General features: G+C 75.7%; 28 protein-coding genes and 1 pseudogene. 11 read left to right on the forward strand and 18 right to left on the reverse strand.

The window, feature by feature from the left end:
- Positions 1-254 precede the first annotated feature (254 nt).
- Together hemG and hemE are read right to left on the reverse strand one after the other, a co-directional pair.
- Positions 255-1,619 carry a protoporphyrinogen oxidase gene (gene hemG, locus ACI78Q_RS16965; protein ID WP_456924585.1) on the reverse strand — a complete coding sequence of 455 codons (1,365 nt, stop codon included), beginning with the start codon at positions 1,617-1,619 and terminating at the stop codon, positions 255-257.
- Positions 1,616-2,665 carry a uroporphyrinogen decarboxylase gene (hemE, locus tag ACI78Q_RS16970; protein WP_456924586.1) on the reverse strand — a complete coding sequence of 350 codons (1,050 nt, stop codon included), beginning with the start codon at positions 2,663-2,665 and terminating at the stop codon, positions 1,616-1,618. The genes hemG and hemE overlap by 4 nt, the downstream gene beginning before the upstream one ends.
- 71 nt (positions 2,666-2,736) lie before the next feature.
- Between hemE and ACI78Q_RS16975 the strand changes: the two genes are divergently transcribed.
- The 4 genes from ACI78Q_RS16975 (at position 2,737) to ACI78Q_RS16990 (ending at position 8,191) form a co-directional block, all read left to right on the forward strand.
- Positions 2,737-3,366, forward strand: coding sequence for a DUF3000 domain-containing protein (locus tag ACI78Q_RS16975; protein ID WP_456924587.1), 630 nt, complete (start codon positions 2,737-2,739; stop codon positions 3,364-3,366).
- A 151-nt stretch (positions 3,367-3,517) separates the two neighbouring features.
- A complete protein-coding gene (locus ACI78Q_RS16980; RefSeq protein WP_456924611.1) occupies positions 3,518-4,744 on the forward strand; it encodes an HRDC domain-containing protein in 1,227 nt (408 codons plus the stop codon).
- Between the two features lie 160 nt (positions 4,745-4,904).
- Positions 4,905-6,110, forward strand: coding sequence for a thiolase family protein (locus ACI78Q_RS16985; protein ID WP_456924588.1), 1,206 nt, complete (start codon positions 4,905-4,907; stop codon positions 6,108-6,110).
- Positions 6,107-8,191 carry a 3-hydroxyacyl-CoA dehydrogenase NAD-binding domain-containing protein gene (locus tag ACI78Q_RS16990; protein WP_456924589.1) on the forward strand — a complete coding sequence of 695 codons (2,085 nt, stop codon included), beginning with the start codon at positions 6,107-6,109 and terminating at the stop codon, positions 8,189-8,191. Before ACI78Q_RS16985 ends, ACI78Q_RS16990 begins: the two co-directional genes overlap by 4 nt.
- Before the next feature lie 48 nt (positions 8,192-8,239).
- Here ACI78Q_RS16990 and ACI78Q_RS16995 read toward each other — a convergent pair whose 3' ends face one another.
- From ACI78Q_RS16995 to ACI78Q_RS17015, 5 genes are all read right to left on the reverse strand, one after another.
- The gene (locus ACI78Q_RS16995; RefSeq protein ID WP_456924590.1) at positions 8,240-8,422 is read right to left on the reverse strand and encodes a hypothetical protein; all 183 of its coding nucleotides are present in this window, start codon (positions 8,420-8,422) and stop codon (positions 8,240-8,242) included.
- Positions 8,423-8,491: 69 nt separating this feature from the next.
- Entirely contained in the window at positions 8,492-8,776 is a 285-nt protein-coding gene (locus ACI78Q_RS17000) for a thiamine-binding protein (protein ID WP_456924591.1), read from the reverse strand.
- Positions 8,773-10,686 carry a 1-deoxy-D-xylulose-5-phosphate synthase gene (dxs, locus tag ACI78Q_RS17005; RefSeq protein WP_456924592.1) on the reverse strand — a complete coding sequence of 638 codons (1,914 nt, stop codon included), beginning with the start codon at positions 10,684-10,686 and terminating at the stop codon, positions 8,773-8,775. Before dxs ends, ACI78Q_RS17000 begins: the two co-directional genes overlap by 4 nt.
- Before the next feature lie 275 nt (positions 10,687-10,961).
- Complete coding sequence (locus tag ACI78Q_RS17010; protein ID WP_456924593.1) at positions 10,962-11,330, reverse strand: hypothetical protein; 369 nt, start codon at positions 11,328-11,330, stop codon at positions 10,962-10,964.
- Positions 11,331-11,394: 64 nt separating this feature from the next.
- Complete coding sequence (locus ACI78Q_RS17015) at positions 11,395-11,625, reverse strand: DUF4177 domain-containing protein (RefSeq protein WP_456850979.1); 231 nt, start codon at positions 11,623-11,625, stop codon at positions 11,395-11,397.
- 207 nt (positions 11,626-11,832) lie between these two features.
- Between ACI78Q_RS17015 and ACI78Q_RS17020 the strand changes: the two genes are divergently transcribed.
- Positions 11,833-12,825: a hypothetical protein gene (locus ACI78Q_RS17020; protein ID WP_456924594.1), complete on the forward strand. Its 993-nt coding sequence runs from the start codon at positions 11,833-11,835 to the stop codon at positions 12,823-12,825.
- A gap of 9 nt (positions 12,826-12,834) precedes the next feature.
- Here the strand turns inward: ACI78Q_RS17020 and ACI78Q_RS17025 are convergent, their stop codons facing one another.
- The 3 genes from ACI78Q_RS17025 to ACI78Q_RS17035 all read right to left on the reverse strand — a co-directional run bounded on the left by ACI78Q_RS17025 (position 12,835) and on the right by ACI78Q_RS17035 (position 16,592).
- Entirely contained in the window at positions 12,835-13,050 is a 216-nt protein-coding gene (locus ACI78Q_RS17025; RefSeq protein ID WP_456924595.1) for a hypothetical protein, read from the reverse strand.
- Positions 13,051-13,148: 98 nt separating this feature from the next.
- The gene (locus ACI78Q_RS17030) at positions 13,149-14,474 is read right to left on the reverse strand and encodes a class I SAM-dependent RNA methyltransferase (protein WP_456924596.1); all 1,326 of its coding nucleotides are present in this window, start codon (positions 14,472-14,474) and stop codon (positions 13,149-13,151) included.
- 78 nt (positions 14,475-14,552) lie between these two features.
- Positions 14,553-16,592 carry an APC family permease gene (locus tag ACI78Q_RS17035; RefSeq protein WP_456924597.1) on the reverse strand — a complete coding sequence of 680 codons (2,040 nt, stop codon included), beginning with the start codon at positions 16,590-16,592 and terminating at the stop codon, positions 14,553-14,555.
- 151 nt (positions 16,593-16,743) lie between these two features.
- Here ACI78Q_RS17035 and ACI78Q_RS17040 point away from each other — a divergent pair, with 151 nt between their 5' ends.
- Entirely contained in the window at positions 16,744-17,412 is a 669-nt protein-coding gene (locus tag ACI78Q_RS17040; RefSeq protein WP_456924598.1) for a potassium channel family protein, read from the forward strand.
- Positions 17,412-18,080 (forward strand): potassium channel family protein, encoded by a 669-nt coding sequence (locus ACI78Q_RS17045; protein ID WP_456924599.1) that lies wholly within the window; start codon positions 17,412-17,414, stop codon positions 18,078-18,080. Before ACI78Q_RS17040 ends, ACI78Q_RS17045 begins: the two co-directional genes overlap by 1 nt.
- Positions 18,081-18,083: 3 nt before the next feature.
- On the opposite strand, the gene ACI78Q_RS17050 is transcribed toward ACI78Q_RS17045, so the two are convergent.
- The 7 genes from ACI78Q_RS17050 to ACI78Q_RS17080 all read right to left on the reverse strand — a co-directional run bounded on the left by ACI78Q_RS17050 (position 18,084) and on the right by ACI78Q_RS17080 (position 22,665).
- Entirely contained in the window at positions 18,084-18,947 is an 864-nt protein-coding gene (locus tag ACI78Q_RS17050; protein WP_456924600.1) for a DUF3159 domain-containing protein, read from the reverse strand.
- Complete coding sequence (locus ACI78Q_RS17055; RefSeq protein ID WP_456924601.1) at positions 18,944-19,321, reverse strand: OB-fold nucleic acid binding domain-containing protein; 378 nt, start codon at positions 19,319-19,321, stop codon at positions 18,944-18,946. Before ACI78Q_RS17055 ends, ACI78Q_RS17050 begins: the two co-directional genes overlap by 4 nt.
- Entirely contained in the window at positions 19,318-20,121 is an 804-nt protein-coding gene (locus ACI78Q_RS17060) for an alpha/beta hydrolase family protein (protein ID WP_456924602.1), read from the reverse strand. The genes ACI78Q_RS17055 and ACI78Q_RS17060 overlap by 4 nt, the downstream gene beginning before the upstream one ends.
- Complete coding sequence (locus tag ACI78Q_RS17065; RefSeq protein WP_456924603.1) at positions 20,118-20,780, reverse strand: DUF3710 domain-containing protein; 663 nt, start codon at positions 20,778-20,780, stop codon at positions 20,118-20,120. Before ACI78Q_RS17065 ends, ACI78Q_RS17060 begins: the two co-directional genes overlap by 4 nt.
- Before the next feature lie 55 nt (positions 20,781-20,835).
- Entirely contained in the window at positions 20,836-21,336 is a 501-nt protein-coding gene (gene dut / locus ACI78Q_RS17070; RefSeq protein ID WP_456924604.1) for a dUTP diphosphatase, read from the reverse strand.
- A 36-nt stretch (positions 21,337-21,372) separates the two neighbouring features.
- Positions 21,373-22,275, reverse strand: a complete 903-nt coding sequence (locus tag ACI78Q_RS17075) for a hypothetical protein (protein ID WP_456924605.1) — start codon at positions 22,273-22,275, stop codon at positions 21,373-21,375.
- A gap of 87 nt (positions 22,276-22,362) precedes the next feature.
- Positions 22,363-22,665 (reverse strand): DUF4193 domain-containing protein, encoded by a 303-nt coding sequence (locus ACI78Q_RS17080; RefSeq protein WP_097206154.1) that lies wholly within the window; start codon positions 22,663-22,665, stop codon positions 22,363-22,365.
- A gap of 303 nt (positions 22,666-22,968) precedes the next feature.
- On the opposite strand from ACI78Q_RS17080, the gene ACI78Q_RS17085 reads away from it, so the two are divergent.
- The gene (locus ACI78Q_RS17085) at positions 22,969-24,015 is read left to right on the forward strand and encodes a phosphotransferase family protein (RefSeq protein WP_456924606.1); all 1,047 of its coding nucleotides are present in this window, start codon (positions 22,969-22,971) and stop codon (positions 24,013-24,015) included.
- A 61-nt stretch (positions 24,016-24,076) separates the two neighbouring features.
- Positions 24,077-24,625, forward strand: a complete 549-nt coding sequence (locus ACI78Q_RS17090) for a LytR C-terminal domain-containing protein (protein ID WP_456924607.1) — start codon at positions 24,077-24,079, stop codon at positions 24,623-24,625.
- A gap of 15 nt (positions 24,626-24,640) precedes the next feature.
- Here ACI78Q_RS17090 and ACI78Q_RS17095 read toward each other — a convergent pair whose 3' ends face one another.
- Complete coding sequence (locus tag ACI78Q_RS17095) at positions 24,641-25,453, reverse strand: inositol monophosphatase family protein (protein WP_456924608.1); 813 nt, start codon at positions 25,451-25,453, stop codon at positions 24,641-24,643.
- 60 nt (positions 25,454-25,513) lie between these two features.
- On the opposite strand from ACI78Q_RS17095, the gene ppgK reads away from it, so the two are divergent.
- A complete protein-coding gene (gene ppgK / locus ACI78Q_RS17100) occupies positions 25,514-26,257 on the forward strand; it encodes a polyphosphate--glucose phosphotransferase (protein ID WP_456924609.1) in 744 nt (247 codons plus the stop codon).
- Positions 26,258-26,561: 304 nt separating this feature from the next.
- Positions 26,562-26,854, forward strand: a pseudogene (locus ACI78Q_RS17105) (RNA polymerase sigma factor); the annotation flags it as partial.

The following is a 26,854-nucleotide window of genomic DNA, read 5'->3' on the forward strand; positions in this document are numbered from 1 at the left end:
GCGCGGCGCCGGCCGGGTCCGGCGGGGTGGTCAGGCGGCGTCGGTGGACGGCTCGGCCGGCTGCGGCTCGTCGCGGACGGTCGCGCTGTGCGCCGCGCGGCAGTCCAGACAGGCGGCCATCCAGACGCGGTGGCGCAGGCAGCGGGTCGTGGTCCGGGTCTCGGGTCGGGTCGGGTGGTGCGGTGTCCTCACCCCGAGCTCAACAACGGCCGCCCCGTGGTGATGCCCGCGGCCAGGGTGGCCCCGGCCACGGATCAGGACAGCGCGTCGAGGGCGTGGTAGGCGTCGCGGATGCAGGCGGGGACGCCCACCCCGCGGAACGCCGCACCCGCGATCGCCAGGCCCGGCACCGCGCTGACCGCCGTCCGCACGGCGTCGACCCGCTCCTGGTGACCGACCAGGTACTGCGGCAGCCCGCCGCCCCAGCGCACCACCCGCGTCGCCACCGGCTCCGGCCGGGACAGCTCCAGCAGGTCGGCGACGTCGGCGACCACGGCGGCGGCGAGGTCGTCGTCGGACCGCTGCAGCTGCGACTCGTCGCGGAACCGGCCGACCGACGAACGCACCAGCAGGTGCTCGCCGGTCAGGTGCGGCCACTTGGCCGACGACACGGTGACGCCCTTGACCAGCCGGCCGGTCACCGGGGGCACCAGCAGCCCGGAGCCGGCCGCGACCTGCTGCGCGGGGAAGGCCATCGCGACGACGGCCATCGACGCGTACGGGATCCCCTGCAGCGGCTCGACCGCGTCCGGCGCCACCCGGGCCAGCAGCCGCGCCGCCTTGGGCGCCGGCGCGGTGACGAGGACGGCGTCGGCCGTCAGCGTCTGCGGGGCGGCGGCCGGGCCGATCGAGAGCTCGAAGCCGGTCGGGGTCCGGGTCAGCGCGTGCGCGGGCGTGCCCAGCCGGACGCCGGCGCCGGACGCCGCCACCAGCGCGTCGGGCAGCCCGCCGATGCCGTCGGACACGGTCACGAACACCGGCGCGTCGGCGTCGAAGCGGCTGCGGGCGCCGGCGTCGCGGGCGGCGGCCGCCGCGCCGAGCACGGACCCGGCCCGCGGCAGGTGCGCCGCCAGCGCGGGCATGGTCGCGGTCAGCGACAGCTCGTCGGCGCGCCCCGCGTAGACGCCGCCGAGCAGCGGCTCGACCAGCCGGTCGACCACCTCGTCGCCGAGCCGCTCCCGCAGGAGGGTGCCGACGGCGACGTCGCCGTCCAGGGTGAGCGGCGGCAGCTGCGCCTCCGCCGCCACCCGGGCCACGCCGTCCGGGGTCAGGATGCCGTCGAGGCCCTCGGCCGAGGCGGGGACGCCGAGCACGGTGCCGGCCGGCAGCCGGTGCCGGCCGTCGGGGAGCACGACCGACGCCTGCGTGGTGGCGGGGCGGACCAGCCGGTCGGCCAGCCCGAGCCGCTCCACCAGCTCCACGGCCTCGGGCACCCGGGCGAGCATCGCCTCGGGTCCGGTGTCGTACCAGTGCCCGGCCAGCTCGACCCGGCCGAGCTTCCCGCCGACCCGGTCCCCGGCCTCGAGGACCACGATCTCGTCGTCCGGACGCCGCCGGCGCCACTCGAACGCCGCGGCCAGGCCGGTGATCCCGGCCCCCACGACGACCAGGCGGCTCATCTGGCCGACAGCTCGTGGACCAGCTCGGCGACGTGGGTGAGGACGCCCGGGTCGGTGTCCGGCAGGACGCCGTGGCCCAGGTTGAACACGTGCCCGCGGGCGGCGCGGCCCTGCTCGACGACCCGGCGCACCTCGCGGTCGACGGTCGCCCGGTCCGCGAGCAGGACGGCGGGGTCGAGGTTGCCCTGCAGCGACCGCTGCGGCCCCACCCGGCGCGCCGCCTCGTCCAGGGGCACCCGCCAGTCGACGCCCACGACGTCGGCGCCGGCGTCCCCGATGAGCGGCAGCAGCTCGCCGGTGCCGACGCCGAAGTGGATGCGCGGCACGTCCCGGTCGCCCAGCCCGTCGAACACCGCCCGCGAGTGCGGCAGCACCCGCTCGGCGTAGTCGGCCGCCGACAGCACCCCGGCCCACGAGTCGAACAGCTGGACCGCCGAGGCGCCGGCGTCGACCTGGGCGCGCAGGAACGTCGCCGCCGAGACCGCCAGCCGGTCCAGCAGCCGGGTCCACGCCTCGGGCTCGGCGTACATGAACGCCTTGGTGCGGGCGTGCTCCTTCGACGGGCCGCCCTCGATCAGGTAGGTGGCGAGGGTGAACGGCGCGCCCGCGAAGCCGATCAGCGGCGTCGGGCCGAGCTCGGCGACCAGCCGGCGCACCGCCGTCTCGAGGAAGGCCAGCCGCTCGGGCTCCAGCGGCGGCAGCGCGTCGACGTCGGCGACGGTGCGCACCGGCTGGGCCACGACCGGCCCGACGCCGGGCTTGATCTCGATGTCCACGCCGGCCACCACCAGGGGCAGCACGATGTCGGAGAAGAGGATCGCGGCGTCCACCCCGTGCCGGCGGACCGGCTGCAGGGTGATCTCGGTGACCAGGTCGGGGTCCTGGCAGGCCTCGAGCATCGCCGTGCCGGCCCGCAGCGCGCGGTACTCCGGCAGCGAGCGGCCGGCCTGGCGCATGAACCACACCGGGGTCCGGCTCACCGGCAGGCCGCGCGCGGCCCGCACGAGGTCGGAGTCGGCGGGGAGGGAGGAGCCGGGGGTGGTCACGACCGTCGATCCTCCCAGAACGGTGCGGCGCGTCGGCCGCGCGGGGCCGGTCGGCGCCCTACCCTGCGAACGTGGAGCCTTCCAGCCTGGCCGGTGCCGGGCCCGGCGCGGGCGACCGGACCGGCGACGTCCCCCCGGAGTTCCGGGCTGCCCTGGAGGCGCTGGCCGGCGTGACCACCCGGCCGGAGATCACGCTGGAGACCATCCCCGCCCCGCAGCGGCTGGCGCCCTACGCCCACGCGGTGGGTGCGCTGGTCACCGAGCCGGACGGCGAGGACGAGGTCGAGGTCGCCACCGGCCGGTTCATCGTGCTGCACGACCCGGCCGGCCACGAGTCGTGGGCCGGCACCACCCGCTGCGTCGGCTACCTCTCGGCGGCCACCGACGAGCACATGGTCGACGACGCGATGTTCTCCGAGGTCGCGTGGAGCTGGCTCACCGACGCCCTCGCCGAGGCCGGCGCCACGCACCACGCCGTCGGCGGCACGGTCACCCGCACCGCCTCCACCCGCTTCGGCGAGCTGGCCGGGCCCGAGCACTCGGTGGACGTCGAGATCCGCGCCTCCTGGACCGCCGAGGACAGCGCCCTGGACCGCCACCTGCTGGCCTGGCTGGAGGTGCTGGGCACCGCGGCCGGGCTACCGCCCCCCGGCGTCCGGCTGCTGGGTCCCTCCGGCCCCTCCGGCGGCGGGACTCTCTAACATCGGTGTCCCGAGGGGGCGTTCGGCGCCCCCGCGCCGGTTGCCCACTCCCCCGGCCCCTGCGGTCCCGTTCCGCGGAGCTGCGCGCTGCCGGTGCTGCACACGCTGACGACACGGGCGAGAAGGTGGACGAGCGCTGAGCACCGAGCCCATCCCGGAGCCGGACGAGGAGCAGACCGCTCCCCCGGCGATCCCGCTGCTCGCCCCGCGCGAGGGCCTGCCCCCGGTCATCGAGACCTCGACCGCGCTGGTCGAGTACGCCGACGCGCTGCGCGGCGGCACCGGCCCCGTCGCCGTGGACGCCGAGCGGGCCTCCGGGTACCGCTACGGCCAGCGGGCCTACCTCGTCCAGCTGCGCCGGGCCGGCGCCGGCACCGGCCTGGTCGACCCGGTCCCCCTCCCCGACCTCTCGGTGATCCAGGAGGCGATCGCGGACGCCGAGTGGGTGCTGCACGCCGCCAACCAGGACCTCCCCTGCCTGGCCGAGATCGGTCTGGTGCCCGCGCGCGTCTTCGACACCGAGCTGGCCGCCCGCCTGGCCGGGCTGCCGCGGGTGGGCCTGGGCGCGGTCGTCGAGTCGCTGCTCGGGTTCTCGCTGCAGAAGGGTCACTCGGCCGCCGACTGGAGCACCCGGCCGCTGCCCGAGGAGTGGCTGGTCTACGCCGCCCTGGACGTCGAGGTGCTGGTCGACCTGCGGGACGCGCTGGCCGAGGTCCTCCAGGAGCAGGGCAAGACCGAGTGGGCGCGCCAGGAGTTCGAGGCGATCCTCGCCGCGGGCCCCCCGGCACCGAAGGCCGATCCGTGGCGGCGCACCTCCGGCGTGCACGGCCTGCGCAACCGGCGGCAGCTGGGCATGCTGCGCTCGCTGTGGCAGGCACGCGACGACCTGGCCCGCCGCCGCGACGTCGCCCCGGGCCGGGTGCTGCCCGACGCCGCGATGGTCTCCGCCGTCCAGGCCGACCCGCGGTCGGAGGCGGCGCTGCTGGAGCTGCCGGTCTTCCGGGGCCGCGCCAACCGCAAGCTGGTGGGCACCTGGTTCGGCGCGCTGGCCCGCGGCCGCGAGCTGCCGGACGCCGAGCTGCCGCTGCACAGCAAGCCCGGCGACGGCCCGCCGCCGGTCAACCGCTGGGCCGACCGGGACCCGGCCGCCGCCGCCCGCCTGCAGGTGGCCCGCGCCGGGCTGGCCGAGCTGTCGGCGAAGCACAGCGTGCCGGTGGAGAACCTGCTCTCCCCCGACCTCGTCCGGCGGCTCATGTGGAGCCCGCCGGAGCAGCGCGACACCGGGTCGGTGGCCGCGGCCCTGCGCGCCGGCGGCGCCCGCGAGTGGCAGATCGAGCTCACCGGCGACCTGCTGACCGACGCGGTCACCCGCGCCTGAGCCGCTCCACCTCTCGTCGCGCGGTCTGCCCACCGGCGGTCTCCGACCCCGTGACGGCCGCCGGCGTGCGGATCTCGCCCTTCTTGGCCACGGCGGTTACCAGCGGGTAACTTGAGGGCGGCCGGTGGTCACCGGCCGGTGTCCCTGCTGCGGAGGTCCCATGTCCCGCTCGCTGCGTGAGGTCGTCTTCGTCGACGGCGTGCGCACCCCCTTCGGCAAGGCCGGCCCGAAGGGCATCTACGCCGAGACGCGCGCCGACGACCTCGTCGTGCGCTGCATCCGCGAGCTGCTGCGGCGCAACCCGTCGCTGCCGGCCGACCGGGTCGACGAGGTCGCCATCGCCGCCACCACCCAGATCGGCGACCAGGGGCTGACCATCGGCCGCACCGCCGCGCTGCTGGCCGGGCTGCCGACGAGCGTCCCCGGCTACGCCATCGACCGCATGTGCGCCGGCGCGATGACCGCCGTCACCACCACCGCGTCCGGCATCGCCTTCGGCGCCTACGACGTCGCCATCGCCGGCGGGGTCGAGCACATGGGCCGCCACCCCATGGGCGAGGGCGCCGACCCGAACCCGCGGTTCTTCAGCGAGAAGATCGTCGACGGCTCCGCGCTGGTGATGGGCTCCACGGCCGAGAACCTGCACGACCGCTTCCCGCACCTGACCAAGGAGCGCGCCGACGCGTTCGCCCTGGCCAGCCAGCAGCGGTACGCCAAGGCCGTGGCCAACGGGCAGATCGGCCCCGAGCTGGTCCCGGTCGCGACCCGCTCGGCCGAGCAGGGCTGGGGTCTGGCCACGGTGGACGAGCCTCCGCGCCCGAGCACCACCCTCGACGGCCTGGCCGCCCTCAAGACGCCGTTCCGCCCGCACGGGCACGTGACCGCCGGCAACGCGGCGGGCCTCAACGACGGCGCCACCGGCTGCCTGCTCGCCGCCGAGGAGGTCGCCCGCGAGCTGGGCCTGACCATCGGCATGCGGCTGGTCGGCTACGGCTTCGCCGGCGTCGAGCCCGAGGTGATGGGCGTGGGTCCGGTGCCCTCCACCGAGAAGGCGCTGGCCCGCACCGGCCTGTCGATCGAGGACATCGGCCTGTTCGAGCTCAACGAGGCCTTCGCCGTCCAGGTGCTCGCGTTCCTGGACCACTTCGGCATCGCCGACGACGACGAGCGGGTCAACCCGTGGGGCGGCGCCATCGCCGTCGGCCACCCGCTGGCCTCCTCGGGCGTGCGGCTGATGACCCAGCTGTCGCGCCAGTTCGCCGAGCGGCCCGACGTCCGCTACGGCCTCACCGCGATGTGCATCGGTCTCGGCATGGGCGGCACCGTGATCTGGGAGAACCCGAACTGGGAAGGGGCCGCGGCATGAGCGCCGTGTTCGAGGACGAGGTCGTCACCGCCGCGCGGGTCCGGTACCTGGCCGTGCCGGGCGTCGCCGGCGAGGTCGCGCTGATCACCCTGGACAACGGGCACGACCACACCCGCCCGTCCACCTTCGGTCCGGCGGGGCTCGCCTCGCTGGACGCCGCCCTCGACGAGATCGCCGCCCACTCCCCTCCCCCGGCCGCGATCGCCGTCACCGGCAAGCCGTTCGTCTTCGCCGTCGGCGCAGACCTCTCCGGCGTCCCGTCGATCGCCTCGGCCGACGACGCCCGCGAGATCGCCGAGACCGGCCACCGGGTGTTCCGCCGGCTCAAGGAGTCGGCGGTACCGACGTTCGCCTTCGTCAACGGCGCGGCCATGGGCGGCGGCCTGGAGCTGGCGCTGCACTGCCACCACCGGACGATCGCCACGACCGCCGTCGTCGCCTTCCCCGAGGTCTTCCTCGGCCTGGTGCCCGGCTGGGGCGGCACGCAGTTGCTGCCGAACCTGATCGGCATCGACCCGGCGGTCACGGTGATCGTCGAGAACGCCCTGGCGCAGAACAGGACGACGCCCGGCCCGGCCGCCGCCCGCCTGGGCATCGCCGACGCGGTGTTCGAGCCGGCCGACTTCCTGGAGCGCTCACTGGAGTGGGCGGCCGGCGTGCTGGGCGGCGACGTCCCCGTGTCCCGTCCCGCGGTCGACCGGGCAGCGTGGGACGACGCGATCGCCCGGGCCCGCGCTATCGTCGCCGGCCGCACCCGCAACGCCTCCCCGGGCGCGCTGCGGGCCGTGGAGCTGCTCGACCTGGCCCGGGCCGGCGTCGAGGGCGACGCCTTTCCGGCCGGGACCGCCGCCGAGGACGACGCCCTGACCGACCTGCTCATGAGCGACGAGCTGCGGGCCGGCCTCTACTCCTTCGACCTGGTCAACCGGCGGGCCAAGCGCCCGGCCGGCGCCCCGGACCGGAAGCTGGCCCGCACGATCACCAAGGTCGGCGTCGTCGGCGCCGGGCTCATGGCCTCCCAGCTGGCGCTGCTGTTCGTGCGGCGGCTGCAGGTGCCCGTCGTGCTGACCGACGTCGACCAGGCTCGGGTCGACAAGGGTGTCGGCTGGGTCCACGCGCAGCTGGAGGAGCTGGCCTCCCGCGGCCGCCTGTCGCCGGACGCGCTCAACCGGCTCCGCGGGCTGGTCACCGGCTCGCTGTCCAAGGACGTCTTCGCCGACGCCGACCTCGTCGTCGAGGCGGTGTTCGAGGAGCTGTCGGTCAAGCAGCAGGTCTTCGCCGAGGTGGAGGCCGTCGTCTCGCCGGAGTGCGTGCTGGCCACCAACACGTCGGCGCTGTCGGTGACCGAGATGGCCTCGAAGCTCGAGCACCCCGAACGCGTCGTCGGTCTGCACTTCTTCAACCCGGTGGCGGTGCTGCCGCTGCTGGAGGTGGTGCGCGCCGAGCGGACCGACGACGCCACGCTGGCGACCGCGTTCGCCGTCGGCAAGGCGCTGGGCAAGTCGTGCGTGCTGGTCGCCGACGCCCCGGCGTTCGTCGTCAACCGGCTGCTGACCCGCTTCCTCGGCGAGGTCACCGCCGCCGTGGACGCCGGCACCCCGGTCGCCGTCGCGGAGCGGGCGCTGGACCCGCTGGGCCTGCCCATGACGCCGTTCGAGCTGCTCTCGCTGGTCGGCCCGCCGGTGGCGCTGCACGTGGCCGAGCGGATGCACGAGGCGTACCCCGACCGCTTCGCCGTCGGCGAGGGGCTGCGGCGCATGGTCGAGCTGGGCAAGGCGTCGGTGTTCTCGGCCCCCGGCGTGGTCGACCCCGACCTCGCCAGCATCGACTCCGGGGACTCGCCGCTGACCGCCGAGCAGCTGCGGGCCAACGCGGAGCGGGCGCTGGCGCGGGAGATCGGGCTGATGCTCGACGAGGGTGTCGTGCAGGCGGTGCAGGACATCGACCTGTGCATGCTGCTCGGCGCCGGGTGGCCGTTCTGGCTGGGCGGCATCTCCGCGTACCTGGACCGCACCGGCGTCTCCGAGGCGGTCACCGGCAGGCGCTTCCTGCCCCGTGGGGTGGCCTCCCTCCCCGCCTGACGGGCGGCACCGCGGTGGTCCTCCCCGGACCACCGCGGTGCACCCGGCTCAGCAGGGCGGCATGGTCGCGTCGTCGCTGCCCGTGGCGAGCGCGATGTCGGCGACGGACCCGCCGTGGCTCGTGTCGTTCCACAGGTCGCTGCCGAAGGTCCCCGTCGGGTCCGGGACCGGCTCGGCACGCACCGTGCACCGGATGTGGACCACGGCGCCCTGCGGCAGCAGGCCGATCACGACGTCACAGCGGGACGCTGCGTCCAGTGTGCCGCGCCTGCCCTGCACGGGGAGCCCGCGGGGGCAGGCTCAGCGGAACTTGGCGGTGAGGCTGTCCATCGTCCGCCGCACCGAGGCGACCTTGATGTGCGACAGCCCGCCGGTCGCGCCGGCCGCCAGCATCGCCTCGTGCGCGGCGCGCAGCGTGGCCCACACCTCGTCGGCCTCGCCCTCCAGCGTCGTCCCGAGGGCGCCGACCTCGTACCGCAGCCCCGAGGCCTGGATGACCGCGATCGCCGCCTCCACGTGGGCGTGGGGGTCCTCCGCCGTGCCCGGGGGCGAGGGCGCCACCTGTATCTCGGCGATCACGCTCACGGCCGCTCCTCGACGACCTCCGACACGCGCCCCTCCGCGCGCTCGGCGACCACCGCGGCCCACTCGACGATCCGGCGGGCGACGTCCTGCTCGGTCAGGCCGACGTCGGCGAGCACCTGGCCGCGGCTGCCGTGCTCCAGGAACTGCTGCGGCAGGCCGAGGGCGCGCACCGGCACGTCGTAGCCGCGGTCCTGCAGCGCCTGGGTCAGCGTGGTGCCGACCCCGCCGGCGCGGCCGCCGTCCTCGACGGTCACGACCAGCCGGTGCGCGGCGGCCAGCTCGACCAGCTCCGGCGCGACCGGCAGCACCCAGCGCGGGTCGACGACGGTGACCTCGATGCCGTGGTCGGCCGCCCGCTCGGCCGCGGCCAGGCACATCGGCACCATCGACCCGACGGCGACCAGCAGCACCTCCTCCCGCGCCCCGCTGCGCAGGACGTCGACCGGCCCGCGTCGCTCCAGCGCCGGCAGCTCGACCGGAGGCGCCCCCTTCGGGAACCGGACGACGGTGGGCCCGTCGGTCACGGCGACCGCCTCGCGCAGCGCCTCCCGCAGGGTCGGCTCGTCCCGCGGCGCGGCCAGCCGCAGGCCGGGGACGACGGAGAGGATCGACATGTCCCACATGCCGTTGTGGGAGGCGCCGTCGGTGCCGGTGACCCCGGCCCGGTCCAGGACGACGGTGACCGGCTGGCGGTGCAGCGCGACGTCCATGAGCAGCTGGTCGAAGGCGCGGTTGAGGAACGTCGAGTAGACGGCGACCACCGGGTGCAGGCCGCCCATCGCCAGGCCCGCGGCCGAGGTCAGCGCGTGCTGCTCGGCGATGCCGACGTCGAAGGTCCGGTCGGGGAAACGCTCGGCGAACGCGGCCAGCCCGGTCGGGTGCAGCATCGCCGCGGTGATCGCCACGACGTCGGAGCGCTCGGCGCCGATGCGCACCAGCTCGTCGGAGAACGCCGCCGTCCAGTCGCGGGCCGCCGCGGCGCTGGCCCCGCTGTCGGGGTCGAACACACCGGTGGCGTGCCAGGCGTCGATCTGGTCGGTCTCGGCCGGCGGGTAGCCGAAGCCCTTGGTGGTGACCGCGTGCACGATCACGGGGCCGCCGAAGGAACGGGCGCGGCGCAGCGCGGACTCCATCACCTCGACGTCGTGACCGTCGACGGGGCCGACGTACTTCAGGCCGAGGTCCTCGAACATGCCCTGCGGCGAGAGGACGTCCTTGAGGCCCTTCTTGATCGCGTGCAGCGCGTCGTAGAGGGCCGAGCCGAGGACGGGCGCGCGGTGCAGCGCCTGGCGGACCTGCAGCAGCGCCTGCTCGTAGCCGGGCCGCAGCCGCAGGGTGGCCAGCGCGTCCGCGACGCCGCCGATGGTCGGCGAGTACGAGCGGCCGTTGTCGTTGACCACGATGACCACCGGCCGGTCGTGGGCGGCGGCGATGTTGTTCAGCGCCTCCCAGGCCATGCCCCCGGTCAGCGCGCCGTCCCCGATGACGGCGACGACCGGCCGCCTCTGCCCCCGGACGGCGAAGGCCTTGGCCAGCCCGTCGGCGTAGGACAGCGAGGTGGAGGCGTGGCTGTTCTCGACCCAGTCGTGCTCGCTCTCGGCACGGCTCGGGTACCCGGAGAGGCCGCCGCGCTGGCGCAGCCGCTCGAAGCCCTCCACCCGGCCGGTGAGCATCTTGTGCACGTAGCTCTGGTGCCCGGTGTCGAAGACGATCGGCTCGTGCGGGGAGTCGAAGACCCGGTGCAGGGCGATGGTCAGCTCGACCGCACCCAGGTTGGGGCCCAGGTGACCGCCGGTGCGGGCCACGCTGGTGACGAGGGCGTCGCGGATCTCGGCGGCGAGCGCGGGGAGCTGATCGGCGGGCAGCGCCTTCAGGTCGGCGGGGCTGCGGAGCGATCGCAGGAGCGACACGAGTAGGAGGTGTCCTCTCTGACGGCGGCAGGTGCACGGCTCGGCAACGGCCGCCGACCAACTGTAGCCGCGTTCCCTGCGCTCTTCCGGTCGAGAGCGGGGGCTGGAGCGAGGCTTCCAACACCCTGGGTCCGCTCGCGCGGGGCGCTCCGCTCCTCGCTCGTCCCTCGCTGCGATGCTCATGCCCCTGTCCGCTCACAACACCCTTGGTGCGCTCCCGCGGGGCGCTCCGCTCCTCGCTCGTCCCTCGCTGCGATGCTCACGCCCCTGTCCGCTCACAACCGGGGCACCCAGCGCTCCCCGCGGAGCGCCCCGGCCACCACCTCCACGCCGCGCGCGGCCGCTGCCAGGCGGGTGCCCTCGCGCTCGTAGGCGGTGATCGCCGCGGTCATCGCGTCGGCGGGCAGCTCGTCGGCCAGCTCGACCCGCACCGTGCGCCACCCCGCCCGCGCGGCCTCCAGGCCGGCGCGCACGTGGTCGGAGGCGAAGCGGGCGAGCAGCACCGGGTAGCGGCGCAGCACCTCGTGGGCGCGGTAGTCGGGCGGCACGAGGTCGAACAGCCAGGCGACCGCGCTCTGCTCCCAGTCGGGTGCACCGGGCGGGCGCACGGCGTCCGGCCAGCCCGGCGGCAGCGTCGCGTCCACCGCACCATTCTGCCCCGTGGATCGAACACCCGTTCGATCGGCGCGCGCGGGACCGCGCCCGGACTCAGGCCGACGTCGGGCGCTTGAGCCAGAACTGCTCGAACCCCCAGGTGCCGGCACCACTGGAGTGGTAGCTGACCAGCTCCCACCCCTCACTGCCGAGCCGGTTCAGCACGGAGCTCGTGTCCCCGCTCTGCCGCTCCAGCGAGCCACCGGGGAGCTTCACGCTCACCCCTGCCCGCTGGGACTCCGCGTCGTTGGCCGTGATGACCGAGGCGTACTCCCAGGTGGTCACGGGGAGCAACGGTAACCGACCGTCTCCGGCCCGCCCCGCGGACCGGTGCCGGGAGTGATCTGGCACCGGACCCTTCCGTCACCCACCCGATCCAGCTAACGTGACGGACAGCGCTGGACCAACTCCATTCCGTGTTGGGGTTCAGCGGCCGGGTCGGCCCGACCCACACCCCGCCGTCGCCCGACCCACCCAGGGAGCTGTCCCCGCATGCCCGCCAACCGCCGGACGCCGTCCGACCTCGCCCGCCCCCGACGCTCGCGCGCCGCCACGGTCATCGGGGGCCTGGCGATCGCGGGGATCGTCGCCGGCAGCGGCGCCCTCGTGCTCGACGACCGGACGGACGCCGCGGCGCAGGAGGTCAGCGCCGTCGAGACCGCGACCCCCGCCACCGTGGACAGCGGCATCGGCCAGGCCTCGCGGACGTCGACCTCCGCCGCCGCCACGACGTCCACCTCCGCACCGGCGACCACCCCCGCGGCGCCGTCGGAGACCCCCGCGCCCACGACGGACGCCCCGGCTCCCACCGCGGCCCCGACCACCGCGGCGTCCCGCGGGGCGTCGTCCGCGGCGTCCCGCGTGGCGTCGTCCGCGGCGTCCCGCGTGGCGTCGTCCGCGGCGCCGGCCCCGGTGGCGAGCGCAGCGGCCCCCGCACCCGCCACGAGCCGGTCCACCCCGGCGCCCGCGCCGAAGCCCGCCGCGGCCCCGGCTCCCGCCCCCGCGGCGGCCGGTGCCGGCGAGCGCGAGATCCAGGCCTACATGACCGGCTACTCGTACTTCGACAACACCCCGGCCGGCAGCCCGAGCATCTCCCACCCGATCGTCCACCGGCAGGCCGGCGGCACCGGCACCTACGAGGACCCGATCACCGTCGCGGTGGGGCACTCGAAGGCCGGCGGCCAGGACACCCTCGACTGGCCCGCGGGCACCCGCTTCTACGTGCCGGCGCTGAGCCGCTACCTCATCGTCGAGGACACCTGCGGCGACGGTGCCGCCCCGCAGAACGGCGCCTGCCACACGGGCTACCCGTCGTCGGCGTCGACCTGGCTGGACGTCTGGGTGGACGGCCGGGACGGCGGCTCGTCGTCCGCCGACTCCTGCATGGGCCGCCTCACCGGCGTGCGCACGGTGATCGTCGACGCCGGCCCGGGCCGCCCCGTGACGGCCGGCCCCATCGCCTCCGGGAGCGGCTGTGCGCTCTGAGCGGACCGCTCAGGCGACCGCGGACCCCGGCCGGGATGCGCTGTCGTACGACAACGCGTGCTGGGGGCTCGACGGGCCGTGCCCGCACCGGGCGTCGCACTCCCACCACAGGCGCTGGCGCCCCGCCTCGTGACGGTCGGCGACCGCCAGCCCCCGGCCGACCAGCACGGCGAACAGCGAGGCCGGCAGCGGCCACGCCAACAGCACCCATCCCCACGACGACATGCACCCACGATGGCCGGATCGCGCCCGGGTCGCGATCCCCAACCCGGGACGCCGCGGATCCCCGAACCGGGTGCACACCAACGGGGGGCCTCGCCCGCCTACGCGGGAGCCGAGGCGGGGACCAGCAGGGCGACGCACTCCACGTGTGCGGTCATCGGGAAGGCGTCGAACCCGCGGACGGCCTCCAGCCGGTACCCCGCCGTCCCGAGGACGGCGACGTCACGGGCGAGGGACGCCGGGTCGCAGGCGACGTAGACCACCGCCCGCGGGCCGGCACCGGCCAGCACCCGGCTGACCGCGGCGCCGGCGCCGGCGCGGGGCGGGTCCAGCACGACGACGTCCGGTGGCGTCTCCAGCTCGGTGAGCAGTTCCTCCAGGCCCTCGGCGTCGATCTCTCCCTGCCAGACCTCGGTCTGCGGCAGGTGTGCGAGGTTGGCCTCGGCGGCGGCGCACGCCGCCGGGTCTGCCTCGACGCACACCACCCGGCCGCCCGAGCCGACGGCCGGAGCCAGCGCCCCGCCGAAGAGCCCGGCCCCGGCATAGAGGTCGAGCACCGTCTCCCCCGGCACGACGGCGGCGAACGCCTCGACGGCGGCCACGAGGGCGTCGGCGGCCGCGGGGTGCACCTGCCAGAAGCCGGTCCCCTCGACCTCCCAGTCCCGCCCGGCGGCGGTGCGCGCGGCGCGGCCGGCCGGCTCGGCGTGGACCTCCTCCCCCGGGCGCAGCACGCGGGTCGTCTGCGGGCGGCCCTGCCGGTCCAGCCGGGTGGTGGTCACCGTTCCGGTGCCGTCGACGGCGACGTCCACCGCCCCGGCGCCGGGCCAGCGGCGGTCGAGGACCGCGCGGGCGGCGGGCTCGACGGTGATCGGGCAGTCGGCGAGCGGCACCACGTCGTGCGACCGGTGCCGGCGCAGCCCCGGCGTCCCTGAACGGTCGACGGCGAAGCGAGCCCGCGAGCGCCAGCGCAGTGGACCGCCGGGGAGCTCCTCCACGACCACGTCGACGTCCAGGCCGGCCAGCCGGGCCAGTTGCTCGCGGACGACCGCGGCCTTGAGCCGGTGCTGCTCGGCCGGCGTCACGTGCTGCCAGTCGCAGCCGCCGCACCGGCCGGGGCCGCTGTACGGGCACGGCCGCTCCACCCGCTCGGGCGAGGCCTCGAGCACCTCGACCGCGTCGGCGCGGCAGAAGCCGGGGTGGCGGTCCTCGGTCACCCGGACGACGACCCGCTCCCCGGGCAGCGTGTGCCGGACGAACACGACGCGCCCCTCGTGCCGGGCCACGCAGTGCCCGCCGTGCGCCACCGGGCCGACGACGACCTCGAACTCCCGGCCGGTCCAGCCGCCGCCGCGGTCGGCGCGCTCGGGCCGGTCGGCGCGGCCGGGCCGCTGGCCACGCCGGCCGGGACCCCGCCGGCGCTCAGCCACAGCAGTCGCCTGCGGGTCTCGTCATCGCCAGTCGCTCAGCCACAGCAGTCGCCTGCGGGTCTCGTCATCGCCAGTCGCTCAGCCATATGGGGTCGCCTCCGGCTCCTCGGTGGCCAGCCCGCGGCGCAGGTCACCGGGCGCGGGACCACCGCGCCCGTTGTCGTCGTCCCGGCCGACCGAGCTCTCCAGCTGCCACGGCACGGTCGTGATCATGACGCCCGGCATGAACTGCAGCCGGGCGCGCAGCCGCAGCGCGCTCTGGTTGTGCAGCACGTTCTCCCACCAGTGCCCCACCACGTACTGCGGCACGAAGACCACCACGAGCTCGCGCGGGCTGTCCCGGCGGATGCCCTTGACGAAGTCGAGGACCGGCCGGGTGATCTCGCGGTACGGCGACTCCAGCACGGTGAGCGGCACCGGGACGTCGTAGCGCTCCCACTGCGCCTGCAGCGCCCGCGTCTCGGCGTCGTCGACGTTGACGGTGAGGGCGGTCAGCACGTCCGGGCGGGTGGCCCGGGCGAAGGCCAGCGCCCGCAGCGTCGGCTTGTGCACCTTGGAGACCAGCACGATGGCGTGCACCTTGCTGGGCAGCGTCCGGGAGTCGGTGTCGGGCACCAGCTGCTCCGCGACGTGCGAGTAGTGCCGGTCGATCGCCTTCATCAGCAGGAACAGCACCGGCATCACCAGCAGGACCAGCCACGCGCCGCGGGTGAACTTGGTGACGACGATGATCACCAGGACGACGCTGGTCAGGGAGCCGCCGACGGCGTTGATCGCCTGCGAGCGGCGGATCCGGCGCCGGGCGTCGGCCTCCTCCGTCGAGCGCAGCTCGCGGTTCCAGTGCCGGACCATCCCCCACTGGCCGATCGAGAAGCTGGTGAAGACGCCGACGATGTACATCTGGATGAGCCGGTTGACGTCGGCGCCGAAGGCGACGATCAGCAGCGCCGCGAAGCCCGCGAGCAGCAGGATGCCGTTGCTGTAGACCAGCTTGTCGCCGCGGGTGTGCAACTGGCGGGGCAGGAACCGGTCCTGCGCCAGTACCGAGCCCAGCAGCGGGAAGCCGTTGAAGGCGGTGTTGGCGGCCAGGATGAGGACCAGCGCGGTGGCCGCCTGGATGTAGAAGAACCCGACCGAGGTGTCCCCGCCGAAGGTCGCCGCGGCGAGCTGCGCGATGACCGTGCGCTGCGGCTCGGTCTCGCAGTTCGCGAAGCCCTCGAGGTCGCAGGGGTGCTCGACGTACTTCACGTCGGCTGCGAGGGCCAGGGCGGTCACCCCCGCGAACATGGTCGCGGCGATGCCCCCCATCAGCGCCAGCGTCGTGGCGGCGTTCCTGCTCTTCGGCGGCTTGAACGCGGGCACGCCGTTGGCGATCGCCTCGACGCCGGTCAGGGCGGTGCACCCGGAGGCGAAGGCGCGCAGCGCGAAGAACAGCAGCGCCAGCCCGCCGAGCTGTCCGTAGCCCGGCTCGGGCGTCACCGTGAACCCGGCGGTCTCTGCGACCACCGGCGAGTCGGTGAACAGGTCCCGGACGAGGCCGGTGGCGACCATCACCAGGATCCCGGTGATGAACAGGTAGGTGGGGACGGCGAAGGTGCGGCCGGACTCCCGCAGGCCGCGGAGGTTGGCCGCGGCCAGCAGCGTCACCAGGCCCACGGCGATGAGCACGCGGTGCTCGTTGAGGGCCGGGAACGCCGAGATGATGTTGTCGGTGCCCGCCGCGACCGACACCGCGACGGTGAGCACGTAGTCCACGAGCAGTGCACTGGCCACGGTGAGCCCGGCGAACTGGCCGTGGTTCTTGAACGCCACCTCGTAGTCGCCGCCGCCGGAGGGGTAGGCCCGCACCACCTGCCGGTAGGAGAGCACGACCGTGGCCAGCAGCAGCACGACACCGATCGCCAGCCACGGCGCGAGGAACAGGAACGCGGTGCCGGCCAGCGTCAGGACGATGAGGATCTCCTGGGTGGCGTAGGCCACGGAGGAGAGCGGGTCGCTGGCGAAGATGGGTAGCGCGAGGCGCTTGGGCAGCAGGGACTCGCCGGCGCGGTCGCTGCGCACCGGACGACCCAGGACCAGCCGTTTCGGGAGTTGTCCGAGGTCGGACAGGGATGGCACGGCGGCGATGGTACGGACGCCCGGATCCCCCGCGCCCCCGCCGGGAGGGTGAGTTGTAGCGCTCCCCCGCCGTGCCCGGGTGTAGCTTCGCGCCCGGGCAGCGCCGGCGGTCGGCGCCGGCGCCCTGGACCGTCGAGCGGAGAGTTCACCAGTGCACGTGGTCGTGATGGGCTGCGGCCGCGTCGGGTCGGCCATCGCCCGCCGGCTCGAGGAGATCGGCCACAGCGTGGCGGTCATCGACCAGGACCCGGAGGCGTTCCGCCGGCTCGGGCCGGACTTCGCCGGCCGGCAGGTGACCGGCCTGGGCTTCGACCGCCAGACCCTCCTGGACGCCGGCATCGACTCCGCCGGCGCCTTCGCCGCGGTGAGCAGCGGCGACAACTCCAACATCATCAGCGCCCGGGTGGCCCGCGAGACCTTCGGTGTCCAGCACGTCGTCGCGCGCATCTACGACTCCAAGCGCGCCGAGGTCTACGAGCGGATGGGCATCCCGAGCGTGGCCACCGTCCCCTGGACGGTGAACCGGCTGCTGCGGGAGCTGCTGTCGGTCAAGGTCAGCGAGCTGTGGCGGGAGCCCACCGGTCAGGTGCTGCTCATCCGGGTCACCGTGACCGAGGGCTGGGTCGGCCGGAAGCTCTCCGAGCTCGAGGCCCGGTCCGGTGCGCGCGCCGCCTGGCTGGTCCGCTTCGGCGAGGCCCAGCTGCCCACGACGGCGACGGTCCTGCAGGACGGCGACCAGCTCATCGTGGCCGCGACCGACGCGATCATCCCGCGGGTGCACGAGGTCGTGGACCGCGGTCCCCAGGGAGGGGAGTCCTGATGCGGGTCGCCATCGTCGGTGCCGGCGCCGTCGGCCGGTCCATCGCCGGCGAGCTGCTCAACAACGGCCACGCCGTCATGCTCATCGAGAAGGACGGCCGCAAGGTCCGCACCCGGTCGGTGCCGGGCGCCGAGTGGGTGCAGGCCGACGCCTGCGAGGTGTCCTCGCTCGAGGAGGCCCAGCTGGCCACCTGCGACGTCGTGGTGGCCGCCACCGGCGACGACAAGGCCAACCTCGTCGTGTCGCTGCTGGCCAAGACCGAGTTCGCGGTCAACCGGGTGGTCGCCCGCGTCAAGGACCCCCGCAACGAGTGGCTCTACACCGAGGCCTGGGGCGTCGACGTCGCCGTCTCCACCCCGCGGGTGCTGGCGGCGCTGGTCGAGGAGGCGGTGACCGTCGGCGACGTCGTCCGGCTGATGAGCTTCCGCAAGGGCGCGGCCAACCTGGTGGAGATCACCCTCGCCGAGGACACCCCGTGGGTGGGCAAGGCGCTGCGCGAGGTGCCGCTGCCGCGCGAGACCGTGCTCACCGCGATCCTGCGCGGCGAACGGGTGATCACCCCGAGCCCCGACGAGCCGCTGGAGGCCGGCGACGAGCTGCTGTTCGTCACCCACGCCGACGTCGAGGAGCAGCTGCAGGAGGTGCTCTCCCCCGCCCGCGCCGGCTGACGCTCAGGCGGCCGGCCGCTCCGAATCGGCCTCCCCCGGGCCCTCCGGCACCGCGCGGTGCCGGTGCAGCCTGGCCACGACCCACAGGGTCACGACGACCTCCACGGCGGTGACCGGCAGGCCGAGCACCAGGGACGCGGTGCCGAGCAGCTCCACCTCGTCGGCCCGGTAGAGCACGTACTGGACGACGGCCCGCGCCAGGAACGTCGCCCCCCACAGCAGCGTCAGCCAGGAGTAGGCGCGCACCATGCGCGGGTCCTCCCGCCAGTGCCGCTCCGGCTCGGGGTCGGCCGGCCGGGCACCGGTCCCGGGGTCCGGCGGCGGCCGGTGGTGCAGGGTGGCGCTGACCCGGCCGATCCGCTGCCGCAGCCCCGGCAGGGAGTGCGAGGCCATCGCCCCGAGGTGGCTCGGCGCGAGGAACTCCGCGAGGACGCCGACCAGCGGCCAGCGCACGGCGATCGAGCCGACCAGCACCACACCGAGGGCCACGTTGCGGATCAGCCCCGGCACGAAGAAGTCGCGCGCCTGACCGGAGACCGCGGCGATGCCCACGGCGATGGCGACCCCGAACAGGCCGCTCACGGCCTGCTGGATGCTCTCGCGGCGCACCAGCCGCAGCGCGAAGACCAGGACGGCGGCGCCGACCGCCGCCCAGATCCCGGCCCGCAGCTCGCCGACGGAGTTCCCGACGATGAAGGCGATCGTGGGCAGCGAGGCGTCGACCATGCCGCGCCAGCCACCGAGCTGCTCCAGCACCAGGTGCCGGTCGAACGCGACGGCGCCGGGCTCGGCCGGTGCACCCGCCGCAGGGTGACCGCCGGGCTCGCCCGGCCCGGGACGCCCCTCCCCCTCGGGCGCAGCCGTCACCCGGCGCTCAGCTCGTACCGGGGGTTGTAGATGACCTGCCGGCCGTCGAACGAGGCGAACCGGCCGTGGGCGCTGAGCGTGCGCCCGGGCTCGATGCCCGGGATCCGCCGCCGGCCGAGCCAGACGAGCGTCACCGACCCGGAGCCGTCGAAGAGCTCGGCCTCGAGGGTCGGCACGGTCTCGCGCGGGGTGTAGACGACGGACTTGAGCCGGCCGGTCACGGTGACCACCTCGCCCTTGCGGCAGGCGCTGACCGCCTCGCAGCCGGCGCTCACCGCACCCTCGCGCAGCCGTTCGGCGTCGATGGTCTGGTCGTCGGCGGTCAGGCGCTGCAGGGTGCGCGCCAGCCAACCGCCCGAACGGGTCTCCGTCACGGTCCCAGCGTAGATCCGTCGCGCGCGGGCGCGGCGCGCTCCCGCAGCCAGGTGCGGACCAGTGCCCACGGCGCGCCGTCGGGGTCGATCAGCCCCATGTGGTCGCCGTCCACCCAGCGGACCTCCACCGGCACGCCGGCTGCCGCTGCGGCCGCCGCGTAGCGGGTGCTCTGCCCCGGCGGGACGTCCTCGTCGTCCGTGCCGTGCACGCAGAGGAGGTCCACGCCGGCCGGCACCAGCCGCACCGGGTCGGCGACGGCGTACCGGTCGGGGGCCTCGTCCGGCTCCGCGCCCAGCAGGCCCTGCACCGCGCCGTCACCCATCCGCTGTGCGGCGGCCACCTGCAGGTCGAGGACGCCGGCCTGCAGCACCGCGGCGCGCACCGGCACCCGCGGCCGCGCGCCCGGGGCGCCGTCGGGCAGCCGCTCCCGCCCGGCCACCCACGCGGCGAGGTGCCCGCCGGCGGAGTGGCCGACGACCGTGACGTCGTCCAGGTCCAGCCGGCCGGCGCCCGCGCCGTCGGCGAGGTCGGCCAGCGCGTCGACGGCGGCGGCGACGTCCTCGAGGGTGACCGGCCACCCGCCACCGGCGCCCACCCGGCGGTACTCCACCGCGACCGCGGCGAAGCCGGCCGCGGCGAGGTCGGCGGCCAGTGGCCGGGCCAGCTCGATGCCGTAGGGAGCGCGCCAGAACCCGCCGTGCAGCACGACGACGACCGGCGCGCGCCCCGAGCCGGCCGGGAGCGTCAGCTCGAGGAACTGGTCGGGGTGCGGGCCGTAGGCGACCTGCGCGGTGCTCACGCGCCGGGGGCCGGCGGCGTCGGGGCGCCGCCCTGCCGCCGGGCCGCCTGCTGGGCGGCCACCTGCGCCGCGGCCTGCGGGGGCAGCGTCAGCGGCAGCTGCTCGCGGACCGGCATCGGCTCGTTGCCCCGGACGACGACGATCCGCCGGAACGCCTCCTCCAGCTGCGCGGCCGCCTCGGGGGTCTCCGCGGCGGGGCCGCTGAGCAGCCCGCGCAGGAACCAGCGCGGGCCGTCGACGCCGAGGAACCGGGCCGCCCGGCGCACCGGCTTCGGCGCCGGCTGCCCCTGCGGTGCGGGCTGGGCCACCAGGATCGTGCCGGCCAGCTCGGGGCCGAACGGTCCGTCCACCTCCCGGAGGGACCCGCCCTGGCCCGACGCGCTGCGGGCCAGGTCTGCCCGGACGTCGTCCCAGATGCCGCCGGCGCGCGGCGCGGCGAACGCCGACACCTGCAGCATGGACTCGCCCGCACGCAGGGTCGCGCCGATCACCTTCTGCTGGGCGTTGACGTCGACCCGCAGCTCCATGCCGGGCACCGCGGGCAGTCGCAGCGACCCCAGGTCGATGCGGGCCACGCCGTCCTGCGGCGCGTCGGCCTCGTCCCACGGCCCCGAGGTCGCCTCGACCTCCCGGGGGCGGTGCTGCGGCTCGGGGGGCACCCCGCGCTCCCGCAGGCTGCGGTCGATCCGGTTCCGTCGCCGTCCGAACGGCATGTCAGCTGAGTCCCTTCGACGATGCGCTCCCGTGGCCCCCGGTGGAGCCGTGGCCGCCGGCCCCGCGGGCGCTGTCGGGCAGCTGCTCCACCGGGACGAACCGGGCCCGCGCCACCGGCTGCACGACCAGCTGCGCGACGCGGTCGCCGCGGCGGAGGGTGAGCGGGGTGGTGGGGTCCAGGTTGACCAGGTTGACCTTGATCTCGCCGCGGTAGCCCGCGTCGATCGTCCCCGGCGCGTTGACCACGCTCAGGCCCAGCCGGTGGGCCAGGCCCGACCGGGGGTGCACGAAGCCGGCGTAGCCCTCGGGGATCGCCACGGCCACCCCGGTGCCGACCAGGGCCCGCTGGAACGGGGCCAGCTCGAGGTCCTCGGCGATGGCGAGGTCCGCGCCGGCGTCCCCGGGCAGGGCGTAGCTCGGGACGGTGTCCTCCGGGGAGGTCAGCCGCACCGGCACCTCGACCTCGAGGACGACGGGGTGGGGCACGGCGGGGTCGGGCACGTCGGCGACCCTAACCGCGCGGGAGCCGGACCGGCGTCAGGTGCGGGGACGCAGCAGGTCGGCGAGCACCCGGCGGGCCAGGTCCTCCGTGCCCCTGCGGTTGCCCCGGCCGCCGAGCGCCGCCCCGACGAGGAACGGCGCCGCCGCAGGGACGCTGCGCGCCAGGCGGCGGGTCATGCGGTGGCGCAGCGCCCGCAGGCCCGCGCCGCCGAGAAGCACGCCCAGCCCGGGCACGACCGAGTCGTCGACGGCCCGCTGCTCCGACCAGCTGGACAGGTAGGCCAGCGCGCGGGCCCGGGCGTCGCCGGGCGCCGGGCGGCCGTACAGCTCGTGCAGCTCACCGATGAGCACCACCTCCACCGCGGCGGTGAGCACCGTCTCGGCGCCCAGCCCCAGCGGCACGGCCACCAGGGACGGCGGCGCCACCCAGGAGGCCGCGGAGAGACCCCCGGTCGCTGCACCGACGCCCCCGGTCAGCCGGGCTGCCCGGGCGACCAGGGCGTCGGCGATCTCGTCGTCGCTCGCCCCCGGGTACGCCTGGCGCAGTCGCCCGGCGTCCCGGATGGGCAACCTCGGCACGGCGGCGGTGAGCAGGTCGCCGAGGATCGCGCCGGGTGCCTTCGCCGGCCCCGGCTCCGCGGTGGTCGCACCGCCGGACGGCGCGGCACGGCCGCCCAGGTTGCCGGCGGCGGCCGCGACCGCGGAGACGACGTCGCGCAGGGTCGAGGACGCCGACCGCCGTCCGTCGCCGGCCGCTGCGGCGTCCCCGTCCCGGGCCGTCGCCCCGCCGAGCAGCCCGGAGACCGCGTCGGCCAGGACCCGCCCGGCGCGGCCCAGGGGGCTCTCCTCCGCCGGCGTCGCGGCGGAGCCGCTCGCCGTGACGGGCCGCGGCGGCGGGACGTCGCGCACCGCGCCGGTGCGCTGCTGGTCCTGGGTCATGCGTCTCCTACCGTCGAGTGCCCTGACTGCCCCTCCCCGGCCCCCTGCAGGGTCCGTCGCGAGCCTGCGAGGGACGGGGGTCCTTCCTCAGGCGGCGCAGTCGCGGCAGAACAGCTGGTCGCCACGGGTGGCGGCCAGCCGGCTGCGGTGCTGCACGAGGAAGCAGCGGGAGCAGGTGAACTCGTCCTCCTGCTTGGGAAGGACGCGGACGGTGAGCTCCTCGTTGGACAGGTCCGCGCCGGGGAGCTCGAGGTTCTCGTTGAAGTCCGTCTCGTCGACGTCGACCGACGAGGACTGCGCCTCGGCTCGCCGCGCCTTGAGCTCCTCGAGCGAGTCCTCGCCGAGCTCGTCGGCCTCGTTGCGGCGCGGGGCGTCGTAGTCGGTGGCCATGGGGTGTGCCCCTCCTCCGGGGTTCTCGCGGGCGTCGGCGCCCGCATCGTCTGACAGCGGTGCCGGGGGCGCCGCCGTCCTGGCCGGTCGCCGGGGCGACCGGGGGTCTGCAGACCGGCGCCCGCTGCTCGGGCACCGGCCGGGTGCTGCGGACCGCGCCGCCGTCCGATGGACGACGGTGGTCCGTCGGCGGACCCCCCAACGTCGCGCGGTCTCCGTTTGTGCCCGGCTCACGACGGGTCGAACACATCGGCGCCGGATCGGCCGGGAGGGCCGCGGAGCGCCAGAGGTTACCCTGCGCCCGTGTCGACTCCCGTGGGTGCTGACCCGGCCGTCGTCGGGCCCTACCTGGCCTCCGTCCTCGGCGACGACCGCTGGCGATCGGTGCGCCTCGACCTCGTCGCCGCCGGTATGTCCAACCTCACCTACGTGGTGAGCCCGGACGGCGGCGCTCCCGGGGAGTCGGTGATCCTCCGGCGGCCGCCGACGGGGGCCGTGCTCGCCACCGCCCACGACATGGCGCGCGAGCACCGCGTCATCACCGCGCTCGGCCCCACCCCCGTACCCGTGCCGCGGACGCTGCACCTGTGCACCGACACCGCGGTCCTCGGTGCGCCCTTCTACGTCATGGAGCGCGTGGACGGCCTGCACGTCGTCGACGAGATCCCGCCCGGCTACGCCGACGAGCCCGGTCAACGGCGGCAGATCGGCGAGGGCCTGGTCGACGTCCTGGCCGACCTGCACTCGGTGGACCCGCAGGCAGTGGGCCTCGGCGACTTCGGCCGACCCGAGGGGTTCATGGCCCGGCAGGTGCGCCGCTGGACGCAGCAGTGGGAGGCCACCCGCGACCAGGACCGCCCCGGACTGGACGCCCTCGCCGCCCGGTTGGCGCAGACGGTGCCGGCGACGCAGCGGGACGGCGTCGTCCACGGCGACTTCCGGCTGGACAACTGCCTGCTCGACCCCGACCGGCCCGGCGGCATCCGCGCGGTGCTGGACTGGGAGATGTCGACCCTGGGCGACCCGCTGGCCGACCTCGGCATGCTGCACGTCTACTGGCCGCAGGCCGGCGAGGAGAGCGTCGCCGGTCAGAGCAGCGTGACCGCGCTGCCGGGCTTCCCCAGCCGCGCGGAGGTCGCCGAGCGCTACGCGTCGCGCACCGGCCTGGACCTCACCGACCTCAACTGGTACGTCGGGTTCGCCTACTTCAAGTTCGCCGCGATCGTCGCCGGCATCGTCGCCCGGTCCCGCGCGGGGGCGATGGCCGGCAAGGACACCTCCGGCTACGCCGAGCGCATCGACCCGTGCGTGGAGCGGGGACGCGCCGCACTGGACGACGGTGCGATCTAGGGCCCCGGACCGGCCCTAGACTCCCGCCGACCCGCCAGCCCTCCGAGGGGGAGAAGAGCCCGTGAGCGCGCCGCCGACCGACCGTCCCGCGGTGCGTCCCCGCAGCGGCCGGCGACCGATCCCGCCGTTGATCTTCCTGCTCGTGCTGGCGCTGGCCGCGCTGGCGGTGTGGTGGAACGTCCTCCAGGACCAGGAGGACCGTGACGCGGCCCAGGCGGCGGCGTGCACCACCGCGTCGGCCGCTCCCCCGTCGCTGGACCCGACCACGGTGTCGGTCCGGGTGTTCAACGCGACCGACACCGCCGGGCTGGCGCAGTCGGTGGCCGCGGACCTCCAGGGGCGCGGCTTCGTCGTCGAGGAGGTCGCCAACGACCCCACCGACCGCGAGGTGACCGGCGTCGGGGAGGTCCGGCACGGCCCGCGGGGCACCGACGCCGCGGCCTACCTCGGGCTGTTCCTCCGGGACGCCGGCGACTACCTCGACACCCGTGCCACGGCGCAGGTCGACCTGGTGATCGGCCCGGAGTTCGTCTTCCCCGACAGCCTCGCCACCCCCGAGCAGGTGGCGGCCGCGCTCCGCACCGCCTCCAGCGCCGCGGCCGCCTGCTGAGGTGAGCCCGCCGCGTCAAGCGGCGTGCAGCCGGTCCAGCAGGGCGACGAACTCCTCGGCCACGGACGACGCCACGGCGATGCCCAGGGGGTCGCCGAACGGGCGGCCCGGCAGGCCGGTGACCACGACCCCGGCCTCGGCGGCGACGAGCGCGCCGGCGGCGAAGTCCCACCGGTTGAGGTGCAGCTCGTAGTAGGCGTCGACGCGCCCGGCCGCCACGGTGCACAGGTCGAGCGCGGCCGACCCGAGCCGGCGGATGTCGCGGACGTGCGGCAACAGCGCAGCCACCACCGCGCCCTGCGCCCGGCGCTGCTCGGCGCGGTAGCCGAACCCCGTGGCGACCAGCGCCTGCTCCAGGGACGCCGGCCGGCTGCCGCCCAGCGCGACCGGGTCGGCGCCCGGCACCGTGAGGTGCGCGCCGCCGCCCTCGGTCGCCGAGTAGAGCTCGCCGGTGGCGACGTTGAGCACCGCCCCGGCCCGCACCCGCCCGTCCACCTCGGCGGCGATCGACACCGCGTACGCCGGCAACCCGTAGACGAAGTTCGTCGTGCCGTCGATCGGGTCGACGATCCAGCGGACCCCGCTGCTGCCGGTGCGCACGGCGCCCTCCTCGCCGAGCAGCCCGTCGTCCGGCCGCGCGGCGAGCAGCCGCGTCACGACCAGCTCCTCGCAGGCCTTGTCCACGGCGGTGACCATGTCGACGGGGCTGGACTTCACGTCCACGTGCTCGGCGGCCGAGGCGCGACCGCGGGCGACCAGGCCGGCGGCCTCCCGGGCCGTGGCGACGGCGAGGTCGAGCAGGGCTGCGGGCTCGGGCGAGGCGGTCACGATCCCGATCCTGCCCGAGCGGACCTGACGCGCGCGGCACGCGGTCACTACCCTGACCGCGTGCTGGGCTTCGGGGTGGACATCGGTGGTAGCGGGATCAAGGGGTGCCTGGTCGACCTGGACAAGGGCGAGCTCCAGGGCGAGCGGCTGCGCATCGAGACACCCCAGCCCTCGCATCCGGAGCCGGTCTACGACGTGGTCGCGCAGATCGTGGACCACTTCGGCTGGGAGGGGCGGATCGGGGTGACCTTCCCCGGCGTCATGAAGCACGGCATCGTGCACACCGCCGCCAACGTCGACAAGAGCTGGCTGGGCACGCATCTGGCCGAGGGCCTGGCCGGCCGGATCCCCGGCACCGTGCAGACGCTCAACGACGCCGACGCCGCCGGGTTCGCCGAGATGCGCTACGGCGCCGGCCGCGACAAGAAGGGCGTGGTGCTGATGCTCACGTTCGGCACCGGCATCGGCAGCGCCCTGTTCACCGACGGCGTCCTCGTGCCCAACACGGAGTTCGGCCACATCCAGGTCGACGGCGAGGACGGCGAGAAGCGTGCCTCCGCGTCCGCTCGCGACCGGGAGGACCTCAGCTACCCGCAGTGGGCCAAGCGGGTCGACCGCTACCTCGACGTCCTGGAGGCGAGCGTCTGGCCGGACCTCATCATCGTCGGCGGCGGGGTGAGCAAGAAGGCGCACAAGTGGGTGCCGCTGCTGTCCACGCGCACCCCCGTCGTCCCCGCCCAGCTGCTCAACGACGCCGGCATCGTCGGCGCCGCGCTCGCCGCCGAGGAGCGCATCGGGCAGTGAGCCCGGCTCCAGGTCCGCGCACGCGGCCGGGGCACCACGGAGCGTGGGGACACTCCCACCCCGGCGTCGCACCCGTGCGAGCGATCCCCGCAGCTCCGCAACGGTGGTTTCGTCGAGGAGCGTCGTTACAATGGACGAGCCCCGCGCCGTCGCTCCCCAGCCGAGAGGCATCCCCCACCCGCGCACCGGTCAAACCCGGGCCCGGTCTGCTGGGACCCCTCCCGCTCCGGACGCCGGCCGAGGCCGCTGCCCGGGGACCAGACGGCCCCCCGGGGAACGCACCCAGCACGGGAAGGAACCCTGAGTGCCCGCCGACCAGCCAGCACCGGAAGCCGCAGCGAGCACCCCGGGTCGCTCCAGGGCGGTTGCCGCCGCCCCTCGGACCACCCGGACCAGCGCACCGGTATCCGCGGGTACCGCCTCGGCCAGCCCGGCCAAGGCCCCCGCTCGCAAGAAGGCAGCGGCGAAGACCACCGCCGCCAAGGGCAAGCCCAGCATCACGCCGTCGCCGGGCACCGGTGAGGGCGCCGTGCTGACCGCCGTGGCCACCGACGACTCCGCCGTCGCGGTCGTCGACGGGGGCGAGGGCCTCAAGCT

The sequence above is a fragment of the Geodermatophilus sp. SYSU D00705 genome (assembly GCF_054050135.1).

Coding starts and splice junctions, on each gene's coding strand:
- ACI78Q_RS17045 (WP_456924599.1), top strand. CDS start 17,412: ATGCGGGTCGCCATCGTCGGTGCCGGCGCCGTCGGCCGGTCCATCGCC.
- ACI78Q_RS17020 (WP_456924594.1), top strand. CDS start 11,833: ATGCCCGCCAACCGCCGGACGCCGTCCGACCTCGCCCGCCCCCGACGC.
- ACI78Q_RS17080 (WP_097206154.1), bottom strand. CDS start 22,665: ATGGCCACCGACTACGACGCCCCGCGCCGCAACGAGGCCGACGAGCTC.
- hemG (WP_456924585.1), bottom strand. CDS start 1,619: ATGAGCCGCCTGGTCGTCGTGGGGGCCGGGATCACCGGCCTGGCCGCG.
- ACI78Q_RS16985 (WP_456924588.1), top strand. CDS start 4,905: ATGTCCCGCTCGCTGCGTGAGGTCGTCTTCGTCGACGGCGTGCGCACC.
- ACI78Q_RS17075 (WP_456924605.1), bottom strand. CDS start 22,275: ATGACCCAGGACCAGCAGCGCACCGGCGCGGTGCGCGACGTCCCGCCG.
- ACI78Q_RS16990 (WP_456924589.1), top strand. CDS start 6,107: ATGAGCGCCGTGTTCGAGGACGAGGTCGTCACCGCCGCGCGGGTCCGG.
- ACI78Q_RS17025 (WP_456924595.1), bottom strand. CDS start 13,050: ATGTCGTCGTGGGGATGGGTGCTGTTGGCGTGGCCGCTGCCGGCCTCG.